General features: G+C 60.5%; 21 protein-coding genes. 12 read left to right on the top strand and 9 right to left on the bottom strand.

Annotated elements, in window-relative coordinates; genetic code table 11:
* From H035_RS0110590 to H035_RS19275, 7 genes are all read left to right on the top strand, one after another.
* Entirely contained in the window at window positions 1–930 is a 930-nt protein-coding gene (locus H035_RS0110590; protein WP_022948950.1) for a branched-chain amino acid transaminase, read from the top strand.
* 149 nt (window positions 931–1079) lie between these two features.
* Window positions 1080–2810, top strand: coding sequence for a type II secretion system ATPase GspE (gene gspE / locus H035_RS0110585; RefSeq protein ID WP_022948949.1), 1731 nt, complete (start codon window positions 1080–1082; stop codon window positions 2808–2810).
* Window positions 2810–4024, top strand: a complete 1215-nt coding sequence (locus H035_RS0110580) for a type II secretion system F family protein (protein ID WP_022948948.1) — start codon at window positions 2810–2812, stop codon at window positions 4022–4024. Before gspE ends, H035_RS0110580 begins: the two co-directional genes overlap by 1 nt.
* A 151-nt stretch (window positions 4025–4175) precedes the next feature.
* Window positions 4176–4640, top strand: a complete 465-nt coding sequence (locus tag H035_RS0110575; RefSeq protein ID WP_022948947.1) for a GspH/FimT family pseudopilin — start codon at window positions 4176–4178, stop codon at window positions 4638–4640.
* A complete protein-coding gene (locus tag H035_RS0110570; protein WP_022948946.1) occupies window positions 4630–5028 on the top strand; it encodes a type IV pilus modification PilV family protein in 399 nt (132 codons plus the stop codon). The genes H035_RS0110575 and H035_RS0110570 overlap by 11 nt, the downstream gene beginning before the upstream one ends.
* Window positions 5018–5698 (top strand): prepilin-type N-terminal cleavage/methylation domain-containing protein, encoded by a 681-nt coding sequence (locus H035_RS0110565; RefSeq protein ID WP_022948945.1) that lies wholly within the window; start codon window positions 5018–5020, stop codon window positions 5696–5698. Before H035_RS0110570 ends, H035_RS0110565 begins: the two co-directional genes overlap by 11 nt.
* A 211-nt stretch (window positions 5699–5909) precedes the next feature.
* Window positions 5910–6830: a type II secretion system minor pseudopilin gene (locus H035_RS19275; protein ID WP_152486015.1), complete on the top strand. Its 921-nt coding sequence runs from the start codon at window positions 5910–5912 to the stop codon at window positions 6828–6830.
* On the opposite strand, the gene H035_RS0110555 is transcribed toward H035_RS19275, so the two are convergent.
* Window positions 6796–7275, bottom strand: a complete 480-nt coding sequence (locus H035_RS0110555; RefSeq protein WP_022948943.1) for an SRPBCC family protein — start codon at window positions 7273–7275, stop codon at window positions 6796–6798. The genes H035_RS19275 and H035_RS0110555 overlap by 35 nt on opposite strands.
* 5 nt (window positions 7276–7280) lie before the next feature.
* Window positions 7281–8186 (bottom strand): TIGR01777 family oxidoreductase, encoded by a 906-nt coding sequence (locus tag H035_RS0110550; RefSeq protein WP_022948942.1) that lies wholly within the window; start codon window positions 8184–8186, stop codon window positions 7281–7283.
* Window positions 8187–8266: 80 nt separating this feature from the next.
* Between H035_RS0110550 and H035_RS0110545 the strand changes: the two genes are divergently transcribed.
* The 3 genes from H035_RS0110545 to H035_RS0110535 all read left to right on the top strand — a co-directional run bounded on the left by H035_RS0110545 (window position 8267) and on the right by H035_RS0110535 (window position 10815).
* Window positions 8267–8860, top strand: coding sequence for a DUF4202 domain-containing protein (locus H035_RS0110545; RefSeq protein ID WP_022948941.1), 594 nt, complete (start codon window positions 8267–8269; stop codon window positions 8858–8860).
* A gap of 131 nt (window positions 8861–8991) precedes the next feature.
* A complete protein-coding gene (locus tag H035_RS19270; protein ID WP_022948940.1) occupies window positions 8992–10467 on the top strand; it encodes an alkaline phosphatase in 1476 nt (491 codons plus the stop codon).
* Between the two features lie 132 nt (window positions 10468–10599).
* On the top strand, window positions 10600–10815 hold the full coding sequence (locus H035_RS0110535) for a hypothetical protein (protein WP_040574394.1): 216 nt from the start codon (window positions 10600–10602) through the stop codon (window positions 10813–10815).
* Window positions 10816–10878: 63 nt separating this feature from the next.
* Here H035_RS0110535 and H035_RS0110530 read toward each other — a convergent pair whose 3' ends face one another.
* The 7 genes from H035_RS0110530 to H035_RS19255 form a co-directional block, all read right to left on the bottom strand.
* The gene (locus tag H035_RS0110530; protein WP_022948938.1) at window positions 10879–11976 is read right to left on the bottom strand and encodes an ABC transporter permease; all 1098 of its coding nucleotides are present in this window, start codon (window positions 11974–11976) and stop codon (window positions 10879–10881) included.
* 2 nt (window positions 11977–11978) lie between these two features.
* The gene (locus H035_RS0110525) at window positions 11979–13091 is read right to left on the bottom strand and encodes an ABC transporter permease (protein ID WP_022948937.1); all 1113 of its coding nucleotides are present in this window, start codon (window positions 13089–13091) and stop codon (window positions 11979–11981) included.
* On the bottom strand, window positions 13088–14827 hold the full coding sequence (locus H035_RS0110520; RefSeq protein WP_022948936.1) for an ATP-binding cassette domain-containing protein: 1740 nt from the start codon (window positions 14825–14827) through the stop codon (window positions 13088–13090). Before H035_RS0110520 ends, H035_RS0110525 begins: the two co-directional genes overlap by 4 nt.
* The gene (locus tag H035_RS19265; RefSeq protein WP_022948935.1) at window positions 14809–15837 is read right to left on the bottom strand and encodes an efflux RND transporter periplasmic adaptor subunit; all 1029 of its coding nucleotides are present in this window, start codon (window positions 15835–15837) and stop codon (window positions 14809–14811) included. The genes H035_RS0110520 and H035_RS19265 overlap by 19 nt, the downstream gene beginning before the upstream one ends.
* A gap of 3 nt (window positions 15838–15840) precedes the next feature.
* Entirely contained in the window at window positions 15841–17292 is a 1452-nt protein-coding gene (locus H035_RS19260) for a TolC family outer membrane protein (RefSeq protein WP_022948934.1), read from the bottom strand.
* 71 nt (window positions 17293–17363) lie between these two features.
* The gene (locus H035_RS0110505) at window positions 17364–20552 is read right to left on the bottom strand and encodes an efflux RND transporter permease subunit (protein ID WP_022948933.1); all 3189 of its coding nucleotides are present in this window, start codon (window positions 20550–20552) and stop codon (window positions 17364–17366) included.
* A gap of 12 nt (window positions 20553–20564) precedes the next feature.
* A complete protein-coding gene (locus H035_RS19255; protein ID WP_084684883.1) occupies window positions 20565–21779 on the bottom strand; it encodes an efflux RND transporter periplasmic adaptor subunit in 1215 nt (404 codons plus the stop codon).
* A 98-nt stretch (window positions 21780–21877) separates the two neighbouring features.
* Here H035_RS19255 and H035_RS0110495 point away from each other — a divergent pair, with 98 nt between their 5' ends.
* Entirely contained in the window at window positions 21878–22525 is a 648-nt protein-coding gene (locus H035_RS0110495) for a TetR/AcrR family transcriptional regulator (RefSeq protein WP_022948931.1), read from the top strand.
* A gap of 98 nt (window positions 22526–22623) precedes the next feature.
* Window positions 22624–24654, top strand: coding sequence for a heavy metal translocating P-type ATPase (locus H035_RS19250; RefSeq protein ID WP_022948930.1), 2031 nt, complete (start codon window positions 22624–22626; stop codon window positions 24652–24654).
* Window positions 24655–24749 lie beyond the last annotated feature (95 nt).

Raw genomic sequence — 24749 nt, 5'->3', positions numbered from 1 at the left:
ATGCCGATGCATGACAAAGACGGCGAAATCTGGCTCGACGGAGAGTGGTTGCCGTGGCGCGAAGCCAAGGTACATGTGTTGACCCACACCCTTCATTACGGAGCGGGGGTATTCGAGGGGCTTCGCGCCTACTACGGTCAGCGCGGCACGGCGATTTTTCGGCTTCAGGAACATACCGACCGCTTGTTCCGCTCGGCCCACATCATGCGGATGACCATCCCCTACCCGAAGGAAACCCTCAATCGGATCCAATGCGAGGCGGTTTTCCGCAACGGTTTGGACAGTGCCTATATTCGTCCCATGTGCTTTTACGGCGCCGAAGGGATGGGGCTTCGGGCTGATAACCTCGAGCTCCACGTGATGGTGGCGGCTTGGGAGTGGGGCGCTTATCTGGGGGCCGAGAACCTGGAAAAGGGCATCCGGGTACGTACCTCCTCGTTCACTCGCAATCACATCAACAGTCTGATGTGCAAGGCCAAGGCCAACGGCAATTACGTCAACTCCATGCTGGCTTTGCAGGAGGCGGTCGATACCGGCTTCGACGAGGCGCTGTTGCTGGATCATCAGGGGAATATCGCCGAAGGCAGCGGAGAAAACATTTTCCTGGTTCGCTCGGGCAAGCTCTACACCCCGGATCTGACTTCGGTACTGGAGGGCATCACCCGGGACACGGTCATGACCATCGCCCGGGAAATGGGGCTGGAAGTGATCGAAAAGCGTCTCACCCGGGACGATGTCTATGTGGCTGACGAAGCCTTCTTCACCGGCACCGCGGCGGAAATCACGCCGATCCGGGAAGTGGACGGCCGCCAGATCGGCGGTGGCACCCGCGGCCCCGTCACCGAAAAATTGCAGAGCCTGTATTTCGATTACGTTCACGGCCGCCGCAGCGACCACCCTGAATGGCTGGTGCCGGTGGCGCCCAATTGAATCCCGCTTTTAAAATGATCCACCCCCTCTGGTAGGGGGCAGGCCACCGTGCCTGCCCGGGCGGGCGACCACAGGGGGATCGCCCCTACGGAACGGATTATGTTTTTCCGGTCTAACCTTAAAGTGAGAAGTCAGCAGAAATCGATGCAATGGTCGCCGTCCCCGTAGATATTGCCGCCGGTCCGTCATACGAGACCTTCGCCAAACGCCTGGTGGAGGCGGGCAAGTTGCGTTCAGCCGACCTCCAGCGTGCCCGCCGCTTGCTGGAGGACTCGAAGGGGGCGGGCGGGGACACCGCCGACGACACCCTTCCGGTTCTGCTGGTGCGCTTGGGTTTGGTCGCGGAAAAGGACGTCGCCGAGACACTCGCCGAAGTGGCCAACCTGGATTTGGCGGTAGCGGCCGATTATCCCGTCGATCCGCCCCTGCCGGAGGCGGTCTCCTGCCGGTTTTTGCGCACCCGCCACGCGGTCGGCATGGGGGAGGAAGACGACCATTTCGTCATCGCCGCCGCCGATCCCTTGGACGAATTCCTTCGTGAGGCCCTCACGTTGGCTTGCGGCAAGTCGATACACCTCAAGGTGGGGGTGTTGGCGGAGATCGACAACGCGCTAAAGCGCCAGTACGAGCGGGAGGCGGAAGAAGGGGATGTGGAGACCTTCGAGTCGGAGCTGGACGAGGCCGACGTCGAACACCTCAAGGACATGGCTTCCGAGGCGCCGGTCATCCGGACCGTCAACCAGATCCTGCAGCAAGCGGTGGAGCTGCGCGCTTCCGACATTCACATCGAGCCGTTCGAGGATCAGCTGCAGGTGCGTCTTCGGGTGGACGGCATCCTCCGCCACATCGATGCCCCCGCGGTGCGCTCCACCGCGGCGGTGATTTCCCGGGTCAAATTGATGGCCAATCTGAATATCGCCGAAAGGCGCTTGCCCCAGGACGGCCGTATCAAGGCGCAGGTGCAGGGCAAGGAGCTGGATTTGCGCGTGTCGACGGTGCCGACCCTTTACGGGGAGAGCGTCGTCACCCGTCTGTTGGACAAGGAACAGGTGACCCTGGATTTTTCCGCCTTGGGGTTCGAACCCCAAGTCCAAAAACGCTTCTTGAACGTACTGGATTTGCCCCACGGCATCATTCTGATCACCGGCCCCACCGGGAGCGGCAAGAGCACCACCTTGTACACCGCCCTGGACAAACTCAACACCTCCGAGCGCAAAATCATCACCGTGGAAGATCCGGTGGAGTACCAGTTGGCCGGGGTCAACCAGATTCAAGTCAAGTCGACCATCGGCTTGAATTTCGCCAACGCCTTGCGCGCCATCATGCGGCAGGATCCGGACGTGATCATGATCGGCGAGATGCGCGATCTGGAAACCGCCCGCATCGCCGTCCAGGCGGCCCTCACCGGCCACTTGGTGCTGTCCACCCTGCACACCAACGACGCCGCCGGCGGCGTCACCCGATTGATGGACATGGGCCTGGAAGATTATCTGATCACTTCCACGGTCAACGGCATCCTCGGCCAGCGCCTGGTCAGACGCCTGTGCGATCACTGCAAGACGCCTTATCCGGCCATGCCCGAGGTGGTCGAAGAAATGGACCTGGGGCGCTTTTTTCAGGACAAGGAACCGGTGCTGTATGAAGCGACCGGATGCGACAAGTGCAACGGCATCGGCTATTGGGGCCGCTTGGCGATCATGGAGTTTCTGGTGATCTCCGATGCCATCCGCCGCCAAGTGCTGCACCACGCTCAAGCCCGGGAGATCGAGCAGACCGCCGTGGAGGAGGGCATGTACACCATGTATCAGGACGGTCTGCGCAAGGCGGTTTGGGGATTGACCACCCTGGATGAAGTGCTGCGTGTGACCACCGACGCCTGATGCCTACTTTCGTCGTCAAAGCCGTCAACCGCGACGGAGAGACCGTCGAGACCCTGCGCGACGCGCCGGACGAGGCCGCCATGATTCGGCAGCTGCAGGAGGAAGGCTGGCTGCCCATCCGAGTCAGTCCCGCCGACAGCCGTCTCAGCTGGCTGCGGCCGGGGCTGCGCAAAAGGCGGTTGAAACCCAAGGAACTGGCCTCCTTCACCCGCGAGCTGGCGACTCTGCTGGGCGCGGGACTGCCGCTGGATCGTTCCCTCAAAGTGCTGTTGACGGTGTTTCCCGAAGGATCGCCGCTCAACGGCCTGACCGAACGGATTTTGGAGCAGGTCAAAGGCGGTGCGCAATTGTCGGCGGCGTTGGAGGCCGAAGGGGGCCTGTTTCCCAAATTGTACATAAGCATGGTTCGGGCCGGCGAGGCCGGAGGGGCGCTGGAAAGCGTGCTGGACCGCTTGGCGAACTATCTCGAGCGATCCCTGGCCCTACGCGCCAGCGTGATGACGGCGTTAATCTACCCGGCGATTCTGGTGGTGATGGCGATCGGTTCCCTGCTCGCCCTGTTGACCTTCGTTGTGCCCCAGTTCGAGGAAATGTTCGCCAGTGCCGGCAAGGAGCTCCCCGTACCGACGCAAATCGTCATGGGCTTGGCCGACGGCGTCCGCAGTTATGGTTGGCTGGCTTTGATCGTCGTGTTGCTGCTGAGCCGGTTTGTCCAGACCCGGCTTGCCCGTCCCGAGACGCGTTACCAGTTCCACCGCTGGCTGTTGCGCTTGCCCTTGCTGGGCGAGTTGGTGGTGAGACTGGAAGTGGCGCGTTTCAGCCAGACCCTATCCACGTTGCTGGAGGCGGGGGTGCCGCTGCTGGCGTCCTTGGGGATCGTCAAAGATACCTTGAACAATCAGGTGCTCAGCGAAAGCGTGGCCCAGGCGGCGACCCATCTCAAGGAAGGCGGAGAAGTGTCGGTGGCGCTGGAGGAGGCGGGCCATTTCCCGGTGATGGCGCTGCAGATGATCAAGCTGGGAGAAGAAACCGGCCGGCTCGCCCAGATGCTGGAGCGGATGTCGGAAATCTACGAAGAGGAAGTCCGAATCACCGTTCATCGCTTGTTGACTCTGCTCGAGCCGGTATTGATCGTCGGCCTGGGGATCGCCATCGCGGCGATCATCATGTCGATTCTGGTGGCGGTGGTGAGTGTCAATGAGTTGGCGTTTTAGGGCATGTCGATATTCGCAGGATGAGCCCGGAGAGGGCGCTCCGGAACACGCTGTGAATACCTCCATGTACGCTCGAATCGCAGCATCCTTGCTGCGAACGGTTCCGGATCGCCCTCTCCGGCTCTCAACAATGAATACTGTATTTACTCAATTGTCTACGCATCCTAATCAAAGCCGAGTCAAAGGTTTCTCGCTGCTCGAACTGATCGTCGTGATGGCGATCATGGCGCTGGGATTCGCCTATATCGCGCCCAATTTCGCCCGCACCGTGGAAAGCGTGCGTTTCAAGAGCGCGGTGCGGGAGGTGGCTTCGGGCTTGCGGCAGGTGCGTGGCATCGCCCTGTCCCAGGGGCGGGAGGCGGTGTTTTTCCTGGATGTGGATGCCCATCGTTACCGCATCGATCGGCGTAAACCCCAAGCCTTGCCCGAGGCCCTCGATCTGACATTGGAAACCGCGCAAGCGGAACTGACCGGCCCGGGGCAGGGCAATATTCGGTTTTTTCCCGACGGTTCGGCCACCGGCGGCCGGATCGTATTGACATGGGAAAAACTCAAGAAACGGGTCGACATCAACTGGCTCACCGGACGCGTGACGGTGGCGGATTATGCGGAATAGAGAGGAAGGCTTCTCGCTGCTGGAAATCATGGTGGCCTTCACCCTATTGGCCTTGTCCTTGGCGGTGCTGATGCAGGCGTTCGGAAGCGGCGTGGGTTTGCTCGGAGACGCCGGCGGCGTGGCCCGTGCGGCGACTTTGGCCCAATCCCAAATGGCCCGGGTGGGAATCGAGATTCCCGTGGAGGAGAGCGCATACCAGGGCGAATGGCAGGCGGGTTATCGCTGGCATTTGCAAATCGCGCCTTTTTACCCCCTTCAGCCGGTACCCGAGCATCCCCGTTGGCAGCTATACCAGGTGCGGGTGACGGTAAGCTGGACCGATGCCGACCGGACTCGGACCTATCGCATGACCACGTTGCGGGTGGGGGCGCGTTCCAGTGCGCTGTAATCGCTTCTCTCCCGTTCATCATCGACGGCAGCGCGGCTTTACCTTACTGGAAGTGCTGATTGCCCTGGCGCTGTTTGGTCTGATGCTGAGTTTGATTTTCGGCACCCTCCAAATGGCGAGCCGGACGTGGGAGTCCGGCGAGGCGCGCGCCGAGGTATTGGCCGGCCGGATGGTGTTCGAGCGATTCCTGCGCCGGGTGCTGGGCAATGCCCGGCTTTGGCCGGGTTCGGCGGAGGCCGAGCCGTCCGGCCTGACGGGGGAGAGCAGGGAATTGCGCTTTAACGCCTATCTGACCCACACGGCGAGTGTGGCCGGCTTGCAGCGTTTCACCCTCTATTTGGCGAACAATGACGATCACGGTCGGGATTTGAAGGTTCAGGTCGCGCCGGTGGGCGAGGAAGTGCCGCAAGGCGAAGAGGATTTGCGTGACTTGGTGCTGCTGGAAAACGTCAAACGGGTGCGATTCACTTATTGGTTGGAAACCGTGGCCCGAGGAGGCGAATGGGTCGATCGCTGGAATGAACAGGAGCTTCCCAAGGCGGTGCGGATCGAAGTGGCGCGGGAAGGCGAGGCGTGGCCTCCCGTCATCGTGCCTTTGACGATTCGAGGCGATGGACCCGGTGGCGGTAAGCAGCTCCGGCATGGCGTGTTCGGGAGACGTTTGTTTTAGCGCTTGTTTACAAATCCGAAAAGGCGGGTATCGGGCGTTCGTCCGAAGGGCGTACTCGGCCGGGATGGCCGAGTCCCGAGCGTCCAGGGACGGACTTGCAGCGTCCCTGAGGACGAATGGCCGATATCCCCACAGCATTTTGTAAACTTAGAAGCCCTCCCTCACGCCTGCAAAAGATTTTTCTATTCGAGATGGGGTCTTAGTGCTGGAAATGAATCGACACAAGGGCGTGGCTTTGGTGGTGGTGTTGTGGGTGGTGGCCCTGTTGAGCTTGATGGCCGCCAGTTTCGGCCTGGGCGTCCGCCGGGAGGCGCGGCTGGTGACCAATTTGGCCGAAACCGCGCAATTGCGCGCCGCCGCGGAGGCCGCCATTCATTACGGCGCCTTTATGGCGACCCACCCCGACCCTCAATTCCGCTGGCATGCCGACGGCAGCACCTATGCCATGACGCTGGATGAAGTCGACATCCGGCTCCGCATCGTGGACGAGGGCGGAAAAATCGATCTCAACCAGGCGGATGAATTGATACTGCGGTCCGCGCTGACCCATATCGGCGCCGAACCCGAACAAGCGGTGGCATTGACCGACGCCATTCTGGACTGGCGCGACGGTGACCAGGATCGCCTGATGAACGGAGCGGAGGCCGGTGATTACCGTGCCGCCGGCTACAATTACGAACCGACCGATGCGCCGTTTACTTCGGTGGCGGAAGTGCGGTTGGTATTGGGAATGACCCCTCAATTGGCGCAGGCGTTGATTCCGCTGGTCACGGTGCACAGCGGTCAGGAGGGGATCAACCCGCGGGTGGCGCCGCGGGGGGTGCTGGAAGCGCTTCCCGGCATGGATCCGGCCATGGTGGACACCTTCGTCCGGGCTCGAAGCGAGCTTCAGTCGGGTGCGGCGGCGGTTCCCCTGCCTCCGGTGGCCGGCGTGCGCTATCATTCGGCCGCGGGCAGCGCCCTGGGCATGGTCGTGGAGGTCCGCCGGCAGGCGGCGAGCTTGTCGGTCCAGGCGGTGGTCGGCATGAGCGAGACGGTCGATTATCTGGATTGGCGGGAAAGATCGCTTCCCACTTCCTTGTTCGATGCGCCCGAGGTCATCCCAATCGTTCCCGAGCCGCCAGCCGGTTGAGCCGGTCCTGGAGAGACCGTTCTCCCGTCGCCATGACCCGCCGGTGGTTCCACAGAAATACCGCGTCGGTGATGGTTGCCAGATGGTTCATCCAAGCGCGGGTGGTATGCACGTGCCAATCGTAGCGCACCAAGGTGACGGGCCCGCAGCTATGCAGCCGGCAATTTCCCATCCCGTGCAGATCGCCGCTGACCCGCGCCGTCACCCGCGATTTCGGCCGCACCTCGATCGCTTCCAGACAGAAACGCAGGCGGTAGGGAAGACAAGTCCGCCAGGTATGACGATGAAGCGCTCCGACGCCATTTGAATCGCCTTCCCTGAGGACCTCGACCTCTTGCACGTAGGGCCACCACCCGGGCCAATGCTCGGGGGCGGAGAGCACTTTCCACACACTATCGCGAGCGGCCTCCAGATGCCAGACGCTCACCAGGTTGTAAGGCCGCATCCGTGTCAATCAGCAGCAAGAACGTCTTCCAGGGCTTCTTCCAAGGTGGAATATCGGAACTGGAAGCCGGCTTCCTGAAAACGCTTCGGGATGGCCCGCTGGCTGGCGAGCAGAATTTCCGCCATTTCGCCCATGACCAGTTTCAGCCCCATGGCGGGTATGGGCATGAAAGCGGGGCGATGCAGGAGACGGGCCAGGGTGGCCGTGAATTCGGCGTTGGTGACCGATTCCGGCGCGGCGGCGTTGAACGGGCCTGACAGCCCGCCGTCTTCCAGAAGACGCTCGGTCATACGGACATGATCGTCCAGATGGCTCCAGCTCATCCATTGCCGCCCGTCGCCGATGCGTCCTCCCAGGCCCAATTTGAAGGGAAACAACATGCGCGACAAGATTCCCCCGTTTTTGCCGATCACCGGTGCGGTGCGCAGACGGCACACCCGCACGCCGTGGTCCTCGGCCTTCGTCGCCGCTTGTTCCCACGCGGCGCACAGGCGATGCCCGAATCCTTCCGCCACCGGCGGGGTCTCCTCGTCCAAAATTCGGTCGCCCTGATCGCCGTAGTAGCCCACCGCGGAGCCGGACACCAGAACGCCCGGTTTGGCCTCGGCCCGGTCGATCCAGTCCACCAGCCGCTCGGTCAGGGTGACGCGGCTGTCCCAAAGGACTTGCTTGCGCCTTTCGGTCCAGCGCGGGCCGATGATCGGCGCGCCGGCCAGATTGACGATGGCGTCGAAGCGGTGATCCGGCGTGAGATCGTCGAGCGAATGAACCACCGCCACCTCGCCGCAGATCGCCCGGACCCGGCTGTCGGCCTGACGGCTGAGGACGGTGAGAGAATGGTTTTGGGTGTGTAATGATTGGCAAAGATGACGCCCGATGAAACCGGTGCCTCCGGTGATGAATATCTGCATTTTTTCTCCTCCTCCCATTAGCGCGAATCTTCCTTCTATGCCACAATCTCTTCGTTTGTCAATGAGAAAACCGAATCGGCATGGATAAAGGGCGCTTTTTGTACGCGGTGCGTCTGATCGATCAAGCCAATGCCCAAGACCCCGCCTGGGAGGATTGGCGGGGCGAGGCCTACCCCGGGACCTACCTCTACGGACTGCGCATGAGCCAGTGGTTGAACCGGCTCGCGGCCGAGGCGCCGGAGACGGCTTTTCTCGCCGCCCGCGCCCAGCACGTCTGCCGCTGGTTGGTGCCGCGAAGCCATTATCCGGCAGGCAGGCGCGGTTATCTGGAATGGCGGACGTTTCTCTATCGGCTGCATGCGGAAAAAGCCGGCCGCTTGCTCGAGGCGGCCGGTTACGACGAAACCGCCGTCGATCAGGTCCGGCGCATCTTGATGAAACGCGGCCTGAACCGGGATTCCCAGGTGCAAATGGTGGAAGACAGCGCGTGCCTGGTGTTTCTCGAGTATTATTTTGCCCCCTTCGCCAAGGATTACAGCGACGAGAAAGTGGTCGATATCGTGGCCAAGACTTGGCGCAAGATGTCAGAAAACGCCCGATCGGCGGCGCTGCAATTATCCTTGGGGGGACGCGAGGGGCGGTTGGTCCAGACGGCGCTCGGCGGAGATCGTTGACAGGAGGCAATATTTTGAGAATGAACCATTGGTTCAATGCTTTGCTCGCGGGATTGACTGTCGCTTCGTTGGCGGGGTGCGTTTCTCAAAAGCTTCCCGAAAGGTCTACAGGGGGCGCCTCCGGCCCTCAAATGTCCCCTGATCAGTGGTTCGAAGCCGGCTCCCGGCGCGTTCGGGAAGCCGTGCAGTTGGAACCCGATCGCCGGCCGGCTAGAAATATCATCCTCTTCGTGGGCGATGGCATGAGTATTTCCACCGTCACCGCGGCGCGCATCTTGGAGGGACAGTTACGGGGCGAAAGCGGCGAGGAAAATCTGCTTTCCTTCGAACGTTTGCCTTACTTGGCCTTGTCCAAAACCTACAACACCAACCAACAGACGCCCGATTCCGCCGGCACCATGACCGCCATGATGACCGGCGTCAAAACTAAGGCCGGGGTGATCGGGGTCAATCAATACGCCGAGCGGGCCAATTGCGCCAGCAGCAAGGGGAGCGAGATGGTTACTTTTCTGGAACAGGCCGAAATGGCCGACCTGGCGACGGGAGTGGTGACCACGACGCGGGTGACCCACGCCACCCCGGCGGCGACTTACGCCCATGTCCCCGAACGTCATTGGGAGGGCGACAATGAACTGACCGAGGAAGCCAGGCGAAACGGCTGCAAGGACATCGCCCGCCAACTGATCGAATTTCCCTACGGGGACGGGCCGGAAGTCGTTTTGGGAGGCGGTCGGCGCTATTTTTTGCCCGAGGACGTCGTCGACGGGGAAGGGGACAAGGGAAAGCGGCGGGACGGTCGCGATTTGACCCGTGAATGGACCACCCGCTTTCCGCGTGCCGCCTATGTTTGGAACGAGGCGCAATTCGAGGCCGCCGAGCCGGCCGATGTGGATCATCTGCTCGGCTTGTTCGACTCCTCTCACATGGAATACGAGGTCGACCGTCTCCGGGATCGAGGGGGCGAACCCGGTCTTTCGGAAATGACCGCCAAGGCGATCAGGATCCTCCGGAAGAACGAACAAGGATTTTTCCTGATGGTGGAAGGCGGGCGGATCGACCACGCCCATCATGCCGGCAACGCGTATCGGGCGCTTACCGAAACCATCGAGTTCTCCCGGGCGGTCGAGACCGCCATGGAGATGACCGATCCCGCCGATACCTTGGTGATCGTCACCGCCGACCACAGCCATGTCTTCACCATGGCCGGCTATCCGACCCGGGGCAATCCCATCCTGGGCAAGGTGGTGGGCAACGACGCCGCGGGAAACCCCGCAAGCAACCCCGAGCGGGCCGCCGACGGGCTCCCCTACACGACCCTGAATTACGCCAACGGCAGGGGCGCGCATGAGTTACCGCTGGGAGGAGAAGCGGTGTATGACGAACCGATACACGGAGGCCGCTTCGATTCCAGCGGGATGAATACGGAACATCCGGGTTATCATCAGGAAGCCCTGGTGTCCCTGCCCGCCGAAACCCACTCCGGCGAGGACGTGGCGATCTATGCGGGCGGCCCCGAGTCGTATCTGGTGCACGGCGTCCAGGAGCAAAACGTGATCTATCACATCATGCGCCGGGCGATCCGTCTGAGCGCCGGAGCGGTCCGATAAGCGCCGCTCCGATGAGTTTCAGGAGCGGCAATTTTCTCTTTCAACACGATATTGAAATAATTCTTGCCGGTTCGATGTGCTACCCTCTTGGCCGACTCAACTTACGGCTACTTTGATATGGGAGCTTACCGGATGATCGACCCGATCGATGGCACCATCAAACGCAGACCAATGATTGGTTCGAACCAGGAACCCGAGCCGGAAAACCAGAGAGAGGAGCATCCCGCCCGTCCGAAGAAAGAGAATGAGGCATGGAAAGACATCGTTTTTCGGCCTGATCGCAGTGTTTCCGTCGAAGAACTCACGGAACTCCTGGATCGGCTCGATCGCCTTCGAGATCGGGAATGATGTCGAGCTGGACAAAAAAGGGTCGGAGCGTTCTCCGGCGCTTTCTGCGAATGTCGACAATTCCTAATAGAGCCGATGTCGGAACAACCAGGCCGCGGCGGTCGAAGTGAAAATGGCTATGACCGCCATGGGCCAGAGTTGCGGCCACAATAGCTCGAATGGGGGATCGGCCAGGAATGCGCTGCGCACGATCACCAAAAAGTATCGCATAGGATTCAGGCGGGTCATCGCCTGGACGATTTCGGGCATATTTTCGATGGGGGTGGCGAACCCCGACAGGATAACTGCCGGTACGATGAACAAAAACGCGCCCAACAACCCCTGTTGCTGAGTCACCGCCACGGAGGAAATCATCAGTCCCACGCCGATGGCGGAAAGCAGGTACAGCGTCAAACCGGCATACAGTAACCACAATTCCCCGCGAAAGGGGACTTGGAACCAATAGACCGCCGCCGCCAATATGAGGGTGCCTTCCGCCAGACCGATCACGAAAGGCGGAACGGTTTTGCCCACCAGGATTTCGAACGGCGTCAAAGGCGTCACCAGGAGTTGATCGAAAGTGCCTTGTTCGCGCTCGCGGGCGATCGTCAAGGTGGTGGTCACCATGGTGACCACAATGGTGAGGAGGGCCACGATGCCGGGAACGATGAACCAACGGCTTTGCAGATTCTCGTTGAACCAGGCGCGGTTTTCCAAATAGGCGGGCGGCGGCTGTTCGAGGCGGGTGAGATTGAACTCGGAGACGATGGTTCGAATATAGCCGAGTGCGATTTGGGCGGTATTGGAATTGCGCCCGTCGATAAGGACTTGAAGCTTCCCGGTCCGGCCGCGGCCGACTCGGCGGCTGAAATCGGGACCGAAGTGAAGCACCACGAGGACGCGGCGTTGATCGATCAAGGGAGCGATCTGACGAGCGTGATCGATCCGGAACACTTCGGTAAAACTCCGGGACCCCCTGAATTTGGCCAGCATCTCGCGTACCGCCTGTCCTCCGTCTTCGTCATAGACGGCATACGGGATATCGGTCAGATCGTAAGTGGCCGCGTATCCGAAAATCATCAGCTGAATCAACGGCGGGCCGATGAGGACGAAGCGGCTTCGTTGGTCCTTGACCAGCCCCAGGAACTCCTTGACGATCAAATGCCAGATACGATAAAGCACGATTATTCCAGTCGCTTGCGGGAAAGTTGTCGGGTGCGCCCCAGGAAAAACACGGCCATGCCGGTCAAGGCGAGGAGGTTGGGCCAGATGACCGGCCAGATGTCGCCGGCAAGGAATTGGGTTTGCAGGATCGCCACGTAGTAGCGGGCCGGCACCAGAAACGTGATCCACTGGATGACGGTGGGCATGCTGTGAATGGCGAAAATGAAGCCGGATAAAATGAAGGCGGGCAGATAGGTAACGATGATGGCGATTTGTCCGGCCACGAACTGATTTTTGGTCACGGTGGAAATCAGAAACCCCATGCCCAGCGCCACCAACAAAAACACCGACGAAGCCAGCCACAGCAGCCAGAACGATCCGCGCAAGGGGACCTCGAACAGCCATACCGCCATCGCCACCGACAGCAACAACCCGCCCGTGCCGAGGAGAAAATAGGGGATCAGCTTCCCCAAGAGAATTTCGCCGATCGAAACCGGCGTCGACATGATTGCCTCCATGGTGCCCCGCTCCCACTCCCGCGCCACCACCAGGGCGGTCAGCATGGCGCCGATGAGGGTCATGATGACGGCGATCAGCCCCGGCACCAGAAAGCGACGGCTTTTCACCTCGGGATTGAACCAAATCCGCTGCTCCACCTCTATGGGAAGAATGGAAGAGGATTTCATCTTCAAGGAGCGACGTTCGAGCCATTGATTCCACACGCCGGTGACGTATCCTTGCACGAGGCGCGCCGTGTTGGCGTCGATTCCGTTCACGATGAGCTGGATGAGGACGCCGTCACCCTTTTTGAGGCGGCGGGTGAAGTCTTCGCGCAGATGCACGATGCCTTGTACCCGCTTCGCCAACAGCAGCGTTTGCGCTTCCCTCAGAGTGGCGACACGCAACGGGGTAAAATATTCGGACCGATAAAAACCGCTGAGAAAATCCTGGCTACTGTTGTCCGGCCGCTCGACCACCAGAGCCAGGGGGACCGCCTTGGCATCCAGGGAAACGCCGTAACCGAACAAAAGCAGCAATACCAGCGGCAAGGCAAATGCGATGGCGATGCTGGAAGGGTCCCGGACGATCTGGATGAATTCCTTGCGAATGAGTCCGATAAGGCGACGGTTCATAGCGAATTTTCAATCAACTGAATGAAGGCGTCTTCCAACGTCGGTGTCGGATTTTCCGGAGTGCGAGCACGCCGGCGGATGTCTCGGGGCGTCCCGGCGGCAAGTACTTTACCTGCCTGCATAATCAACAGACGGTCGGTGTACTCGGCTTCTTCCATGAAGTGGGTGGTTACCAATACGGTCACGCCCTGTTTCGCCAGATTGTTGATCCGTTGCCAGAATTCCCGGCGTGCCAAGGGGTCGGTTCCGGAGGTGGGTTCGTCCAGAAACAGAATTTCGGGGCTATGAAGCAGGGCGCAGGCCAGCGCCAGACGTTGTTGGTAGCCGAGAGCGAGATGGGCGGCGGGTTGCCGGCGGAACGGCTCCAATTCCAAGGCGGTCAGCGCCCACCGGATTCGCTGACGTTGCTCGCGTCCGCGGAGACCGTAAACGCCGCTGAAAAAGTTCAGGTTCTCGTCCACGCTGAGGTGGCCGTAAAGGGAAAAATGTTGCGCCATGTAGCCCAGCCGAGCGCGGACCCGGGCCGGCGCTTTGCGCAAGTCCACCCCGGCGACTCTGGCTTCGCCCTCGCTCACCGGCAGCAGGCCGCAGAGCATTCTGAAGGTGGCGGTCTTGCCGGCGCCGTTGGCTCCCAGGAGGCCGAATACTTCGCCGCGGTAAACTTCGAAGTCGATCCCATCGACCGCATAGAAACGACCGAATCGACGCTTGAGATTGTTGACCGTGATCACTGCCTCTTTGTCTTGTTTCACTTGCGCCCTGCCCAGATCCACGGCCGCCGGCCGGCGATCGATTCGCTCGGCGAGGACGGCGATGAAGTAATCTTCCAAGCGGGGCGGGACGGTTTGAAAGACGGGGCGGGCTTCCGCCGTCTTGTTTGGCCGCGGCTCGGGAGGGGTTTCAGTCCGGGTCACGACATGCACCTTGTCTCCCAGAATGACGGCGTCGACGACATCGGACAAGTCCGCCATTTGCTGGACAAAAGCGCGTTTGGAAATTTCCTTGGGAACGGCCGCCTGCCAGCTGCGTCCAGCCATGGCCTGAACGTAGCGGCGGGGACTGCCTTGATCGATCAGCTCGCCTTGATGCATCAATAGAACTTCCTGACAGCGTTCGGCTTCGTCCAGATAGGCGGTACTGAGAATGACCGTGACGCCTTTTTCTTCCACTTGACGATAGATGATTCGCCACAATTCGCGACGCGACAGGGGGTCCACGCCCACCGTGGGTTCGTCCAAGAGCAACAGGCGGGGATTGCCGACCAAAACGCAGGACAGTCCCAACTTTTGTTTCATGCCCCCCGACAAACGCCTCGCCAAGCGGTCGGTGAAGGGGGCCAAACCGGTGATGGTCAAAAGTTCATGAAAGCGATCGGGACGCTCGGCAGCCGGTAATCCCTGCAGGTCGGCGTACAGATTGAGGTTTTCTTGAACCGAGAGCTCTCCGTAGAGGCCGAAACGCTGGGGCATGTAGCCTAATTGTCGCTGTGCGGAGAGGGCGTCTTGAACGAGATTCTGGCCCAGAACGCTGATTTGACCGGTGTCCGGAGCCAAGAGGCCGGCGATCGTACGTATCAGAGTGGTTTTGCCGGCCCCGTCTGGGCCGATCAGGCCGGTGATCTGGCCGGCGCGAAGATCGACACTGATATGATTCAACGCCCGGACCGGACCGGCGGGTCCGGAGAAGGATTTGCAGACGCCTTCCAGTCGGACGGCGCTCAGGGTGCCTCTCGACACGGCAACTCCGACGCCATGGTTCGGTGGTCCCCGAGGGGAATATGCACCGTCACCGGCATTCCCAGGCGCAATTCCCCTTCCGGGTTGCAGACGTAAACCCGCACTTGATAGACCAGGTGGGTTCTGAGTTCCTCGGTTTGCACCGTTTGGGGAGTGAATTCGGCGGTGGGGGAGATGTAGCCGATCCAGCCCGAATAGCTTTTGTCCGGAAAACTGTCGGTAAAAAGGGTGGCGGCCATGCCCGGTTTGATTTTGCCCAGATCCGGTTCCGACACATACACCCGGGCCCACAGCGGGTCGCTCAGGGCCAAGGTATATACCGGGCGCTGGGGGCTGGCCATATCGCCGGGCTCCAGAATACGGTTGCGGATGATGCCGTCGGCGGGGGCGTAGAGACGCGCATCCTTCAGTTTTTGTCGAGCCAGAGCCAGTTGGGCGCGATAGGCCGCGAGCGTGGCTCGGGCGGCGGCGATGTCTTCCCGGCGAGGGCCCTCGACGGCCAGGCTCAGGGTTTCCTCCGAGGCCTGGCGGCGCGCGGTGGCGGCTTCCGCGTCGGCTCGGGCCTGGTCCACCGCCTCGGGGGAAACCAATTTGCGCGGCAGAAGTTTTTGCAGGCGCCGATAGGTGAGCCAGGCGATTTGTTGCTGGGCTTCGGCTTCCTCCAGTTCGGCGCGGGCCCGCTGAATTTCTTGGGGGCGGCTGCCGGCATTGAGTTTATCCACCCGCGCTTTTTGAGCGGCGACCTGCGCTTGAAGATTTTCCACCTGGGCCTGAAACCGTTCCAACTTGAGTTCGGCCAGCAGTTGTCCCTTTTCCACCCGGTCCCCCTCCCATAAATGCACCGTGGCGATGCGTTCGGAGCCGTTGATGGCCAAATCCACTTCGCGCAGTTCGATGTTGCCGTATAGGGTAAGTTTATCCGGGCTTTCCCGGGGAGGATATTGCCAAAACCAATAGCCGACGACCGCGAATCCCGCCAGGATCAACATGATGCCGACAGCTTTCTTCATGATTTACTCGACGGCCTGGGAAGGGTCGTATTCCGGCAATTCCTCCGTGCTGGTTTCTTTCGCTTCCTCGGGCGATGGCTTTTCCAGCCACCGATTCAATTCGCGAATATCCGCCGGGCTCAAGGTGCCCGCATTACGCTTTAGGCGTAGCTTGGCCAGGACGTAATCCAAGCGGGAGTTGGCGTAATCGCGGATTGCCGAGTAGAGGGTTCGGACGGCAATGAGGACGTCGACGAGAGTGCGGGTGCCGGCCTGATAACCGGCCTCGGTGGCCTCGAGCGAGGACCGGTTGGAAACGATGGCCTGATTGCGGGCTTGGATCCGGGCGACATCGGTGACCACGTTGATATATTCTGCTCGGGTGCCTTGAACGGTGTTGCGCAGCGCCCCCAGATAATCCTCCTGGGCGCGCTCGTATTCCGCATAGGCCTGGCGCCGGGCGGCGCTGATGCCACCTCCGGCGAATAGGGGCATGGTGACGTTCAGCGACAAGGCGCCTTGATTCGTGTTCCGCGGAAAATTGGTATAGCGCTGTTCCCCCGGTCTGGGGCTGAGGTTGTTGTAATCGTTCTCGGAACGATTTTCCGAATAGCTCATGTTGGCGGTGATTTTGGGCAGGTGTTCGGCGCCGGCCGCCCGCGCCGCCTGCATCGCGGCGTCCTGGGAAAGGACTGCGACCTTGATGTCGTAATTGTGTTGGCGGGCGAATTTGACCCATTCGTCGCGGTCGAGGGGGTCGGGGTCGACCACCGGATAGTCTTCCTGGAGGACCCAAAAGTCTTTATGTTGCCGGCCGGTGAGGATGGACAATTGCTCCTGCGCCACCCTGAGTGCGCCTTCGTCCGCCAGCCGGTTGGCGACCGCCAGGTCGTGGGCGGCTTCGGCGTCGCGGACATCGGTGATCGCCACCAGCCCCACCTCGAAGCGTTCCCGAGCTTGCTCCAATTGACGCTGGGTAGCGTCCTCCTGGGCTCGGGATGCTCGCAGATTGGCCAGGGCGCGCAATACCTCCACATAGGCTTCCGCCACGCGAATAATGAGATCCTGTTGGTCGGCGGAGAATTGGGCTTTGGCCTGTTCGGTCAATTCCTGGCCGCGTCGGAAACGGAACCAGGCCGAAAGGTCGAAGATGGGTTGCTCCAAGCTGACCCCCCAGGTTTTGGTTTCGGTCCCCACGTCCGTGTTGCTGGGAAAGAGTGTGCCCCCGGCGGGAAATTGCCCCCGGCTTTCCGTCCGATTCAGGCCGAATCCGGCGTCCACGTTGACCTGGGGCAAAAGTCCCGCCAGGCCCAGGTTTTCTTCTTCCAGTCCGGCGCGCAGACTGGCTTGAGCCGCCCGGAAGGTGGGGTCGTTCTGAAGCGCGAGCTGGTAAATGTCCAGCAGATTGTCGGCGGCGGCTTGAGCCGAGAACAGGCTCAGGCACAACCACCAGCAAAGAAAAGGTTTATGGAACATGCGACCTACCTTGTATGTGATTTGCGACCTAAAAACGAACAATCCGATCCGGGGCATGATTGGCACACCTGTCATGCTTTGCCTTGATGATTGGATGAAGCTTTCTGCGGCGCGGGAGAACGCTTGCGCATCCGTTCGGCCAATGCTTGAACGACGACATAGAATACCGGTGTCAGCATGAGGCCGAACAGGGTAAGGCCGATCATACCGCTAAACACGGTGGTGCCCAAAATCCGGCGCGCCTCCGCGCCGGCTCCTTGGGCGATCACCAGCGGGAACACACCCAGGATGAAGGTAAAGGAGGTCATCAGGATCGGTCGCAGTCGAATCCTCGCCGCTTCCACCGCCGCCTTGAAGCGATTCAGGCCGCTCTCTTGGCGCTGTTTGGCGAACTCGACGATCAAAATGGCGTTCTTGGCCGCCAGGGCGATCAACAGGATGAAGCCGATCTGGGTGAAAATATTGTTTTCCATCCCGCGCAGCCAGATACCGGTCATGGACGCGAGCAGGCACATGGGCGCGATGAGGATGACCGCGAAAGGCAGCGACCAGCTCTCGTATTGGGCGGCCAGCACCAAGAACACGAACACCACGCTCAAGGGGAATACGATGAGCGCGGTGTTGCCCGCCATCACTTCCTGCAAGCTGACTTCGGTCCATTCGAAACCGAATCCCGGGGGTAGGGATTGTTGCGCCACCTGTGCCATGCGCTGGATCGCTTCGCCGGAGCTGGTCCCGGGAAGGGTGCCGCCGTTGACCTCGGCGGCCAAGTACATGTTGTAGCGCGTCAGCACGTCCGGCCCGGTAATTTCCCGGACCTCCAGCACGGAGCCGAGGGGGACCATTCCGCCGTCGGCATTGCGCGTTTTAAGCCGGGTGATGTCGACCGGATACATGCGGGCGTCGGCTTCCGCCTGGGCCAGCACCTGATAAGTCCGGCCGAAGCGGTTGAAGTCGTTCACATAAAGCGAGCCCAAGTAAATTTGTAACGTGTCGAACACGTCGCCGAGGGCGATATCCATGGATTTTACCCGGCTTCGGTCCACATCGAGGTAAAGCTGCGGCACGTCGGATCGGAAAGTGGTAAACACCCCCGCGATCCCCGGTTGCCGGTTGGCGCGGGCAATGAAGTCGGTGGTGACTTGCTTGAGCGCTTCCGGCCCGGCGCCGGAGCGGTCCTGAACCTCCAGCTTGAAGCCGCCCACCCGGCTCATTCCTCGGACCGGCGGAGGGGCGAACACGGAAACGTGCGCTTCCTCGATTTCCGCCAACCGGCGGTTCAGCGTGGCCAGGATGGCATCGGCGGAAAGCCCCGGGTCGGTGCGCTGGGCGAACGGCTCGAGGCGGGCGAACATGGTGGCTACGTTGGGCTGGCTGGCGCCGGTCAAAAGCGACCATCCGGCGTAGGCGAAGAGGTGGGAGATGCCTTCGGTTTCCCGAATGATTTGGGAAGCTTTTTGGATCATGGCGTCCGTGCGGTCCAGGGAGGCGGCGTCGGGCAATTGCGCGTAGAGGATCAGGTAGCCCTGGTCCTGGGGAGGAATGAAGCCCTTGGGGACGTTTTTGAACAAGGCCAAGTTGAGTCCGTTGAGCCCCACGTAAAGCACGATCACGATGACCGCCATGCGGATGATGTGGCGCACCAGGCGTGCGTAGCCGGCGCTCAAGTGCTCGAATATCCAATTGAAGCCGTCGAAGAACCAACCGAAGGTGCGGTTGATGAAACGGGTCAGCAGGTCCGGGTTATGATGGGCGCGTCCCAGCAACAGGGCACAAAGAGCCGGGCTCAGGGTCAGCGAATTGAAGGTGGAAATCACGGTGGAGACCGCGATGGTCAGGGCGAACTGGTTGTAGAACGCGCCCGACACCCCGCCGATGAAAGCGCTGGGCAAGAACACCGCCACCAATACCAGGGACGTGGCGATGATCGGGCCCACCACTTCGTTCATCGCCCGGCGGGTCGCTTCGCGGACTTCTTCCCCCAGGGCGAGATGGCGCTCCACGTTTTCCACCACCACGATGGCGTCGTCCACCACCACCCCGATGGCCAGGACCAGACTCAACAGGGATAGGGTGTTCAAGGAGACGCCCAGGGCGACCATCACCGCGAAGGTGCCGATAAGGGACACCGGCACGGCGATCAAGGGAATCATGCTGGCGCGCCAGTTCTGCAGGAATACCACCACCACGACCACCACCAGCAGAATGGCCTCGAACAGGGTCTTGACCACCGCTTTGAGCGATTGCTCCACGAACACCACGGTATCGTAGCCCAGGGTATAGTCGAGTCCCGCCGGAAAACCGGGCTTGAGCTTTTCCAGAGCCGCCATCACTGCGCGCTTGGTCTCCAGGGCATTGGACCCCGGCAACTGGAAAATCGCCAGACCGACGCTGGGTTCGCCGTCCAGATACAGCTTGGAGGTATAATCCTGCGCCCCCAGTTCGATGCGGGCCACATCCTTGAGCCGGGTAATTTCGCCGTCCTCGCCGGTTTTGATCACGATGTCGGCGAATTGCTCGGCCTCCGTCAACCGTCCCAGGGTGGTCACGGTGTACTGGAAATCGACCCGCCCCGCCGTGGGCGGTTGGCCCACCACGCCCGAGGCGACCTGCATGTTTTGCTCGCGCAACGCCCGGACAATATCGGAGGCGGTCAGGTTGACCGAGGCCACCTTTTCCGGGTCCAGCCAAATTCGCATGCTGTAGTCGCGCGCGCCGAAAATCACCACATCGCCGACGCCCGGCAGGCGTGTTAGGGTGTCCTTGACATGGATCAGGGCGTAATTGCTGAGGTAGGCGCTGTCGTAGCGCCCGTCGGGCGAGATCAAGTTGATCACCAGGCTGAGGTCGGGGCTGCGTTTCCTGACGCTGATGCCCTGGCGCCTGACCTCCTCCGGTAGCCTGGGTTCGGCCATCGCGACCCGATTTTGAACCAGTACTTGGGCCATGTCCACGTCGGTGCCGGGTTTGAAGGTGATGGTGAGGGACATCGATCCGTCGTTGCCGGATTTGGAGGACATGTACAGCATGTTTTCGACGCCGTTGACCTCCTGCTCGATGGGCGTGGCCACGGTATCGGTGACCACTTGAGCGTCGGCGCCCGGGTAGGCGGTGCTCACCACCACCGTGGGCGGGGCGATTTGAGGGTACTGGGCCACGGGCAGGGCGAACAGCGACAGTCCGCCCACCAGGACGATGACGATGGACAGAACCGATGCGAAGATCGGGCGGTCGATGAAAAAGTGCGTGAATTTTCCCATAGTGGCTTTCGATCAGCGCGGTTCGGTGGGCGTGGCGGTCATCCGTTCGGGGTTCACTCGGATGTCGGGCTTCAGCTTTTGTATGCCTTCCACGACGACCCATTCATCCGGCTTCAATCCTTCCCGGATGACTCTAAGCCCCTCAACCAGAGGCCCCAACGTTACTTGACGGGAAGCAACCTGGTTGTTCTCGTCCATCACCCAGACGATTTTCTGGGCCAAGCTGGAAGCGATTGCCCGATCGGGCAACAGGATCGCTTGATAGGGAACGCTTGCCGGGACTCGGGCCCGCACGAACAAACCGGGTTTGAGGAGTCCCTCCGGATTGGCGAACACGCCCCGTAACATCTGGGTGCCGGTGGCGACCTCGAAGCGCGGCGACTCATAATCGATCTGTCCTTTATAGGCGTAGCCCGCTTCGTTCGCCAAGGCGAGTTCCATCGCGACGCTCCCCTTGGGAAACACGCCTTGTTCGGCAAGGCGCCGGTATTCGAGTGCCGATTTTTCATCCACGGCCACATAAGCATAGACAGGGTCGATGGAAACGATGAAGGTGAGTTGGGTGGCGTCGGCGCCTCCGCCTTTCACCAGATTGCCCTCGGTGATCAGTTCGCGGCCGACGACCCCGTCAATGGGGGAGCGGACTTGAGTGAATTCCAGATTCAGCCTTGCCATCTCCACGTCGGCTTCGGCGGACCTTACCGCGGCGCGCGCTTGCTTGACTTCGGCCCGGCGCGCATCGTATTCCTCCCGGGAAATGAAATGTTTCTCGAGCAGTTGCTCGGCGCGCGCCAGATTGCTGCGGGCGAGTTCCAGACGGGCCTTGGATTCTTCCAATTCCGCTTGAGCGCGGTTTAACTCGGCTTGGAAGGGTCGCGGATCGATGATGAACAACAGATCGCCCTGTTTCACCCGATCGCCGGCCTCGAAGTTGACTTTTTCCAGATAGCCGTCCACGCGGGCGCGCACCTCGACCGACTCCACCGCTTCGATCTTGCCCGGATATTCATCCCATTCCATCACTTCCCGCTGGACGGGTTGAGCGATTTTGACCTCCGGTGGGGGTGCCTCCGGTGCGGCTTGCTGCTCGGATTTGCCACAGCCCGAAAGCGGCAAGAGCACCAAGGCGCAGAGTGCCAGATAGAAGAGCCCAAAGTTTGCCCCGGTCGGTAACCGCTCGGGGTGTGGCCTGTTTGCTTCAAGGGTGGCGTCGAACATTGCGGACATAAGGTCGGTTCTCCAAACGGTGGGCTACCGCGTTTGCGATCAAAAATGATAAGGTAATATTTCTTTTCATTAATGGCAAGTCAATCATCCGAGCAGTTATGGCGATAAAAACCCGCTCCGGCCGCCCCCGCAAAGGCGAGGAAGAGGCACGACGCGACCAGCTTCTGGACCATGCCATGCAGCTGTTTGCCGAACACGGTTACGGTAATCTGAGTTTGGAGACCATCGCGCGAGAGGCGCACGTATCGTTGCGGACCATCTATCGCCATTTCGGCGGCAAAGCGGATCTGTTCGGAGCGGTCGTTCACCGTGTCAGCGATGAATTCGTGGCAGGACTCCCTTTGGAAAAAATCCGTTCACGCCCCATGGAGGAAGTTTTGGTGGATTTCGGTCGCATATTTCTCGGCCGCATCGGTCGGCCGGAATGTGCCCGTCTGCGCGCCCTGATCCTGGCCGAGGCACAGCGATTCCCGGAACTTGCCGCCGAGTTTTATCGCAATGGCCCCGAGCGCACGCTGCGGCGGTTGAGTCAATTTTTCGCCATGCAGCAAGAGGCCGGGCGCGTAATCGAAGCGGACAGCCGTTTTCTCGCCGGACAATTTATCAGCGCGCTGCGCGGCGAACATTTCCAGCGGCAGCAATTGGGGCTGGAGCAACCCTTCGCGGAGACCGAGATCGACGCCTGGGTCAAGCAGGTGGTTCGGCATTTTCTTTACGGTTGTCTGAAGTCCGAAGGCGCCCGGTAATTCCGTGAATCGGGCCATGGGGTGTCTCTGATCCCGATCGATGATATCTTGGTGGCGGACATTCCCAATGCAGCTTCCGAAGCGCCAGAGGTGACGTTATGCAGACCTCGCAACTTGCGGACTATTTCGAACGGTTTGAAGCCCGGCTTTCGCAATGGGCTCCCTACCGGGACATCATGCTTTTGCGGGTGATCGCGGCGGTTATTCCGGTTGTCTTGTTCGGCATCGACGCGTTTTATCACAAGCCTGTCTTGTATTGGCTGGGTATTCCCTTCTATTTGGTTTGCTTGGGGCTCTACTTGGAGAGCTTGCTGAAGAACGTCCTGCTGATGCACAAGGTCTCGGCCGAACTGCTGATCGTACTGGTCATGATCGTGACCTTGATCGACGGCGAACCCTTGAGCGGGGCGATGGTGGCGTGGTTTATCGGCTTGGGCCTGTATATCTCGTTCACCATCATTCGCAAGAACCGCGAGAAAATCGAGGCGCTCATCCGCCAGAGCAAAAGAACCGCTCAGGTCCTGGCCGACGATCAAGTCCGGGAAATCCCCATTCGAGAAGTCCGTCAGGGAGATCGGGTCCTCGTTCCCAAGGGCGCAATGATTCCGGTGGACGGGATGATTCAGGAGAACAATTCTTCCATCGACGAGTCTTTCGTGACCGGTGAGCCTTTTCCGGTGGCCAAAAAGGAAGGCGAACAAGTGGTGTCGGGCACCTTGAATCTGACCGCCCCCCTCGTGATTCAGGCGGAGAAAAACGGCGACGAGTCGTTCCTCGCGGTCATCGGCCGGGAGATCGAAGCCGGCCTGGAGAAGAAATCGACGCGCCAGCAACGCGCCGATACCACCGTGCAGATCCTGTTGGCATCGGTCACCGCCTATGCGTTCTTGCTGTTGTTCGTCACCGGCGATTTGCATGTGATGGCCACGGCGCTTGCGGTGACCTGTCCTTGCGCTTGGGCGTTGGCGACGCCCACCGTCTTTGCCGCCGCCATCGGACGTCACGCGCGGGAAAACATCCTGGCCCGGGGCGGGGAGCCCTTGGAAAACATGCGCGATATCCAGACCTTGATTTTGGATAAAACCGGTACCTTGACCACCGCCGAGCCGGAGGTCAGCCGAATCATCCCCCTCGACTTCCCCGAGCAAGATCTATTGCAATTGGCCGCCTCGGTGGAGGCGCGATTCGATCATCCCATCGCCCGCTCGATCATCGAGTATGCGGAAAATCAAGGCGTCAAAAATTTCCTCTCGGTGGATCATGCGGAAGATCTTCCCGGCCGGGGGATTAAGGGGCTCATCGGAACCCGGGAAGTATTGATCGGCAGCCCCGCTACTCTGGCCCAGCACGGCATCGACATTCCGGATATCGAATATACCGGCCGGGCGATCTGGGTGGCATTGGATGGAACAATTAAAGGCGTGATCGTCATTCGCGACATCATGCTCTCGGAAATGTGGCATCTGGCCGACGCCATCCGCGCCTATGGTGTAAAGCGAGTCATTCTTGCCACCGGGGACAACGAAGAACAAGAAGCCAAACGGGTCGCCGAATATATCAACGCGGACGAATGTTATTTCAACTGTACGCCCACGGAAAAAACCGCCCTGGTGAAAAAATACCAGCGTACCGGCAAGGTGGCGATGGTGGGCGACGGGGTCAACGATGCCCCGGCGCTGGCGGTGGCGCATGTGGGCATCGCCATCGGCGGCCAGAAGAACGTCAACTTGGCGATCATTTCATCGGATGTGGTGATCCTGAACCAGGACGCGAGAGGCCTGCTTTCGATTCTGGCATTGAGCCATAAGATGGCCGATAACATTCGGGAAAACTATACTTGGGCGACCGGCTTCAACAGTGTCGGCTTGGTGCTCGCCACCTTCGGTCTCTTGAATCCTATTTTGGCAGCCATGCTGCACCATGTCAGTTCGGTGTTCGTGGTGGTCAACGCCAGCCGACTCTATTTCGATCAAATCGAGACCTCTTTCGCCGGGCCTTTCTTTCGCTGGATGGACGAAGCCATCCAGCGGTTCAATCGCACCGAAATCGAGGTTTCCACAGCGGAAGAAAAGGCACCCGCCGGTGCGATTCCTTGCTTGTCGGCGAGCGCTTTGACCGCGGACGACTAAGTTGTGTTAGCGTTGGGTTATATCAAACTTTTAGTGGGGTCCGGGGAGAGCGCTCCGGAATCGTTCGCAGCATGGACGCTGCGATTCGAGCGTAC

It is taken from the genome of Methylohalobius crimeensis 10Ki (assembly GCF_000421465.1).
GTDB classification, from domain to species: domain Bacteria; phylum Pseudomonadota; class Gammaproteobacteria; order Methylococcales; family Methylothermaceae; genus Methylohalobius; species Methylohalobius crimeensis.
Note: the sequence above shows the minus strand (reverse complement) of the source record. Positions and strands in the feature narration are given on the sequence as shown.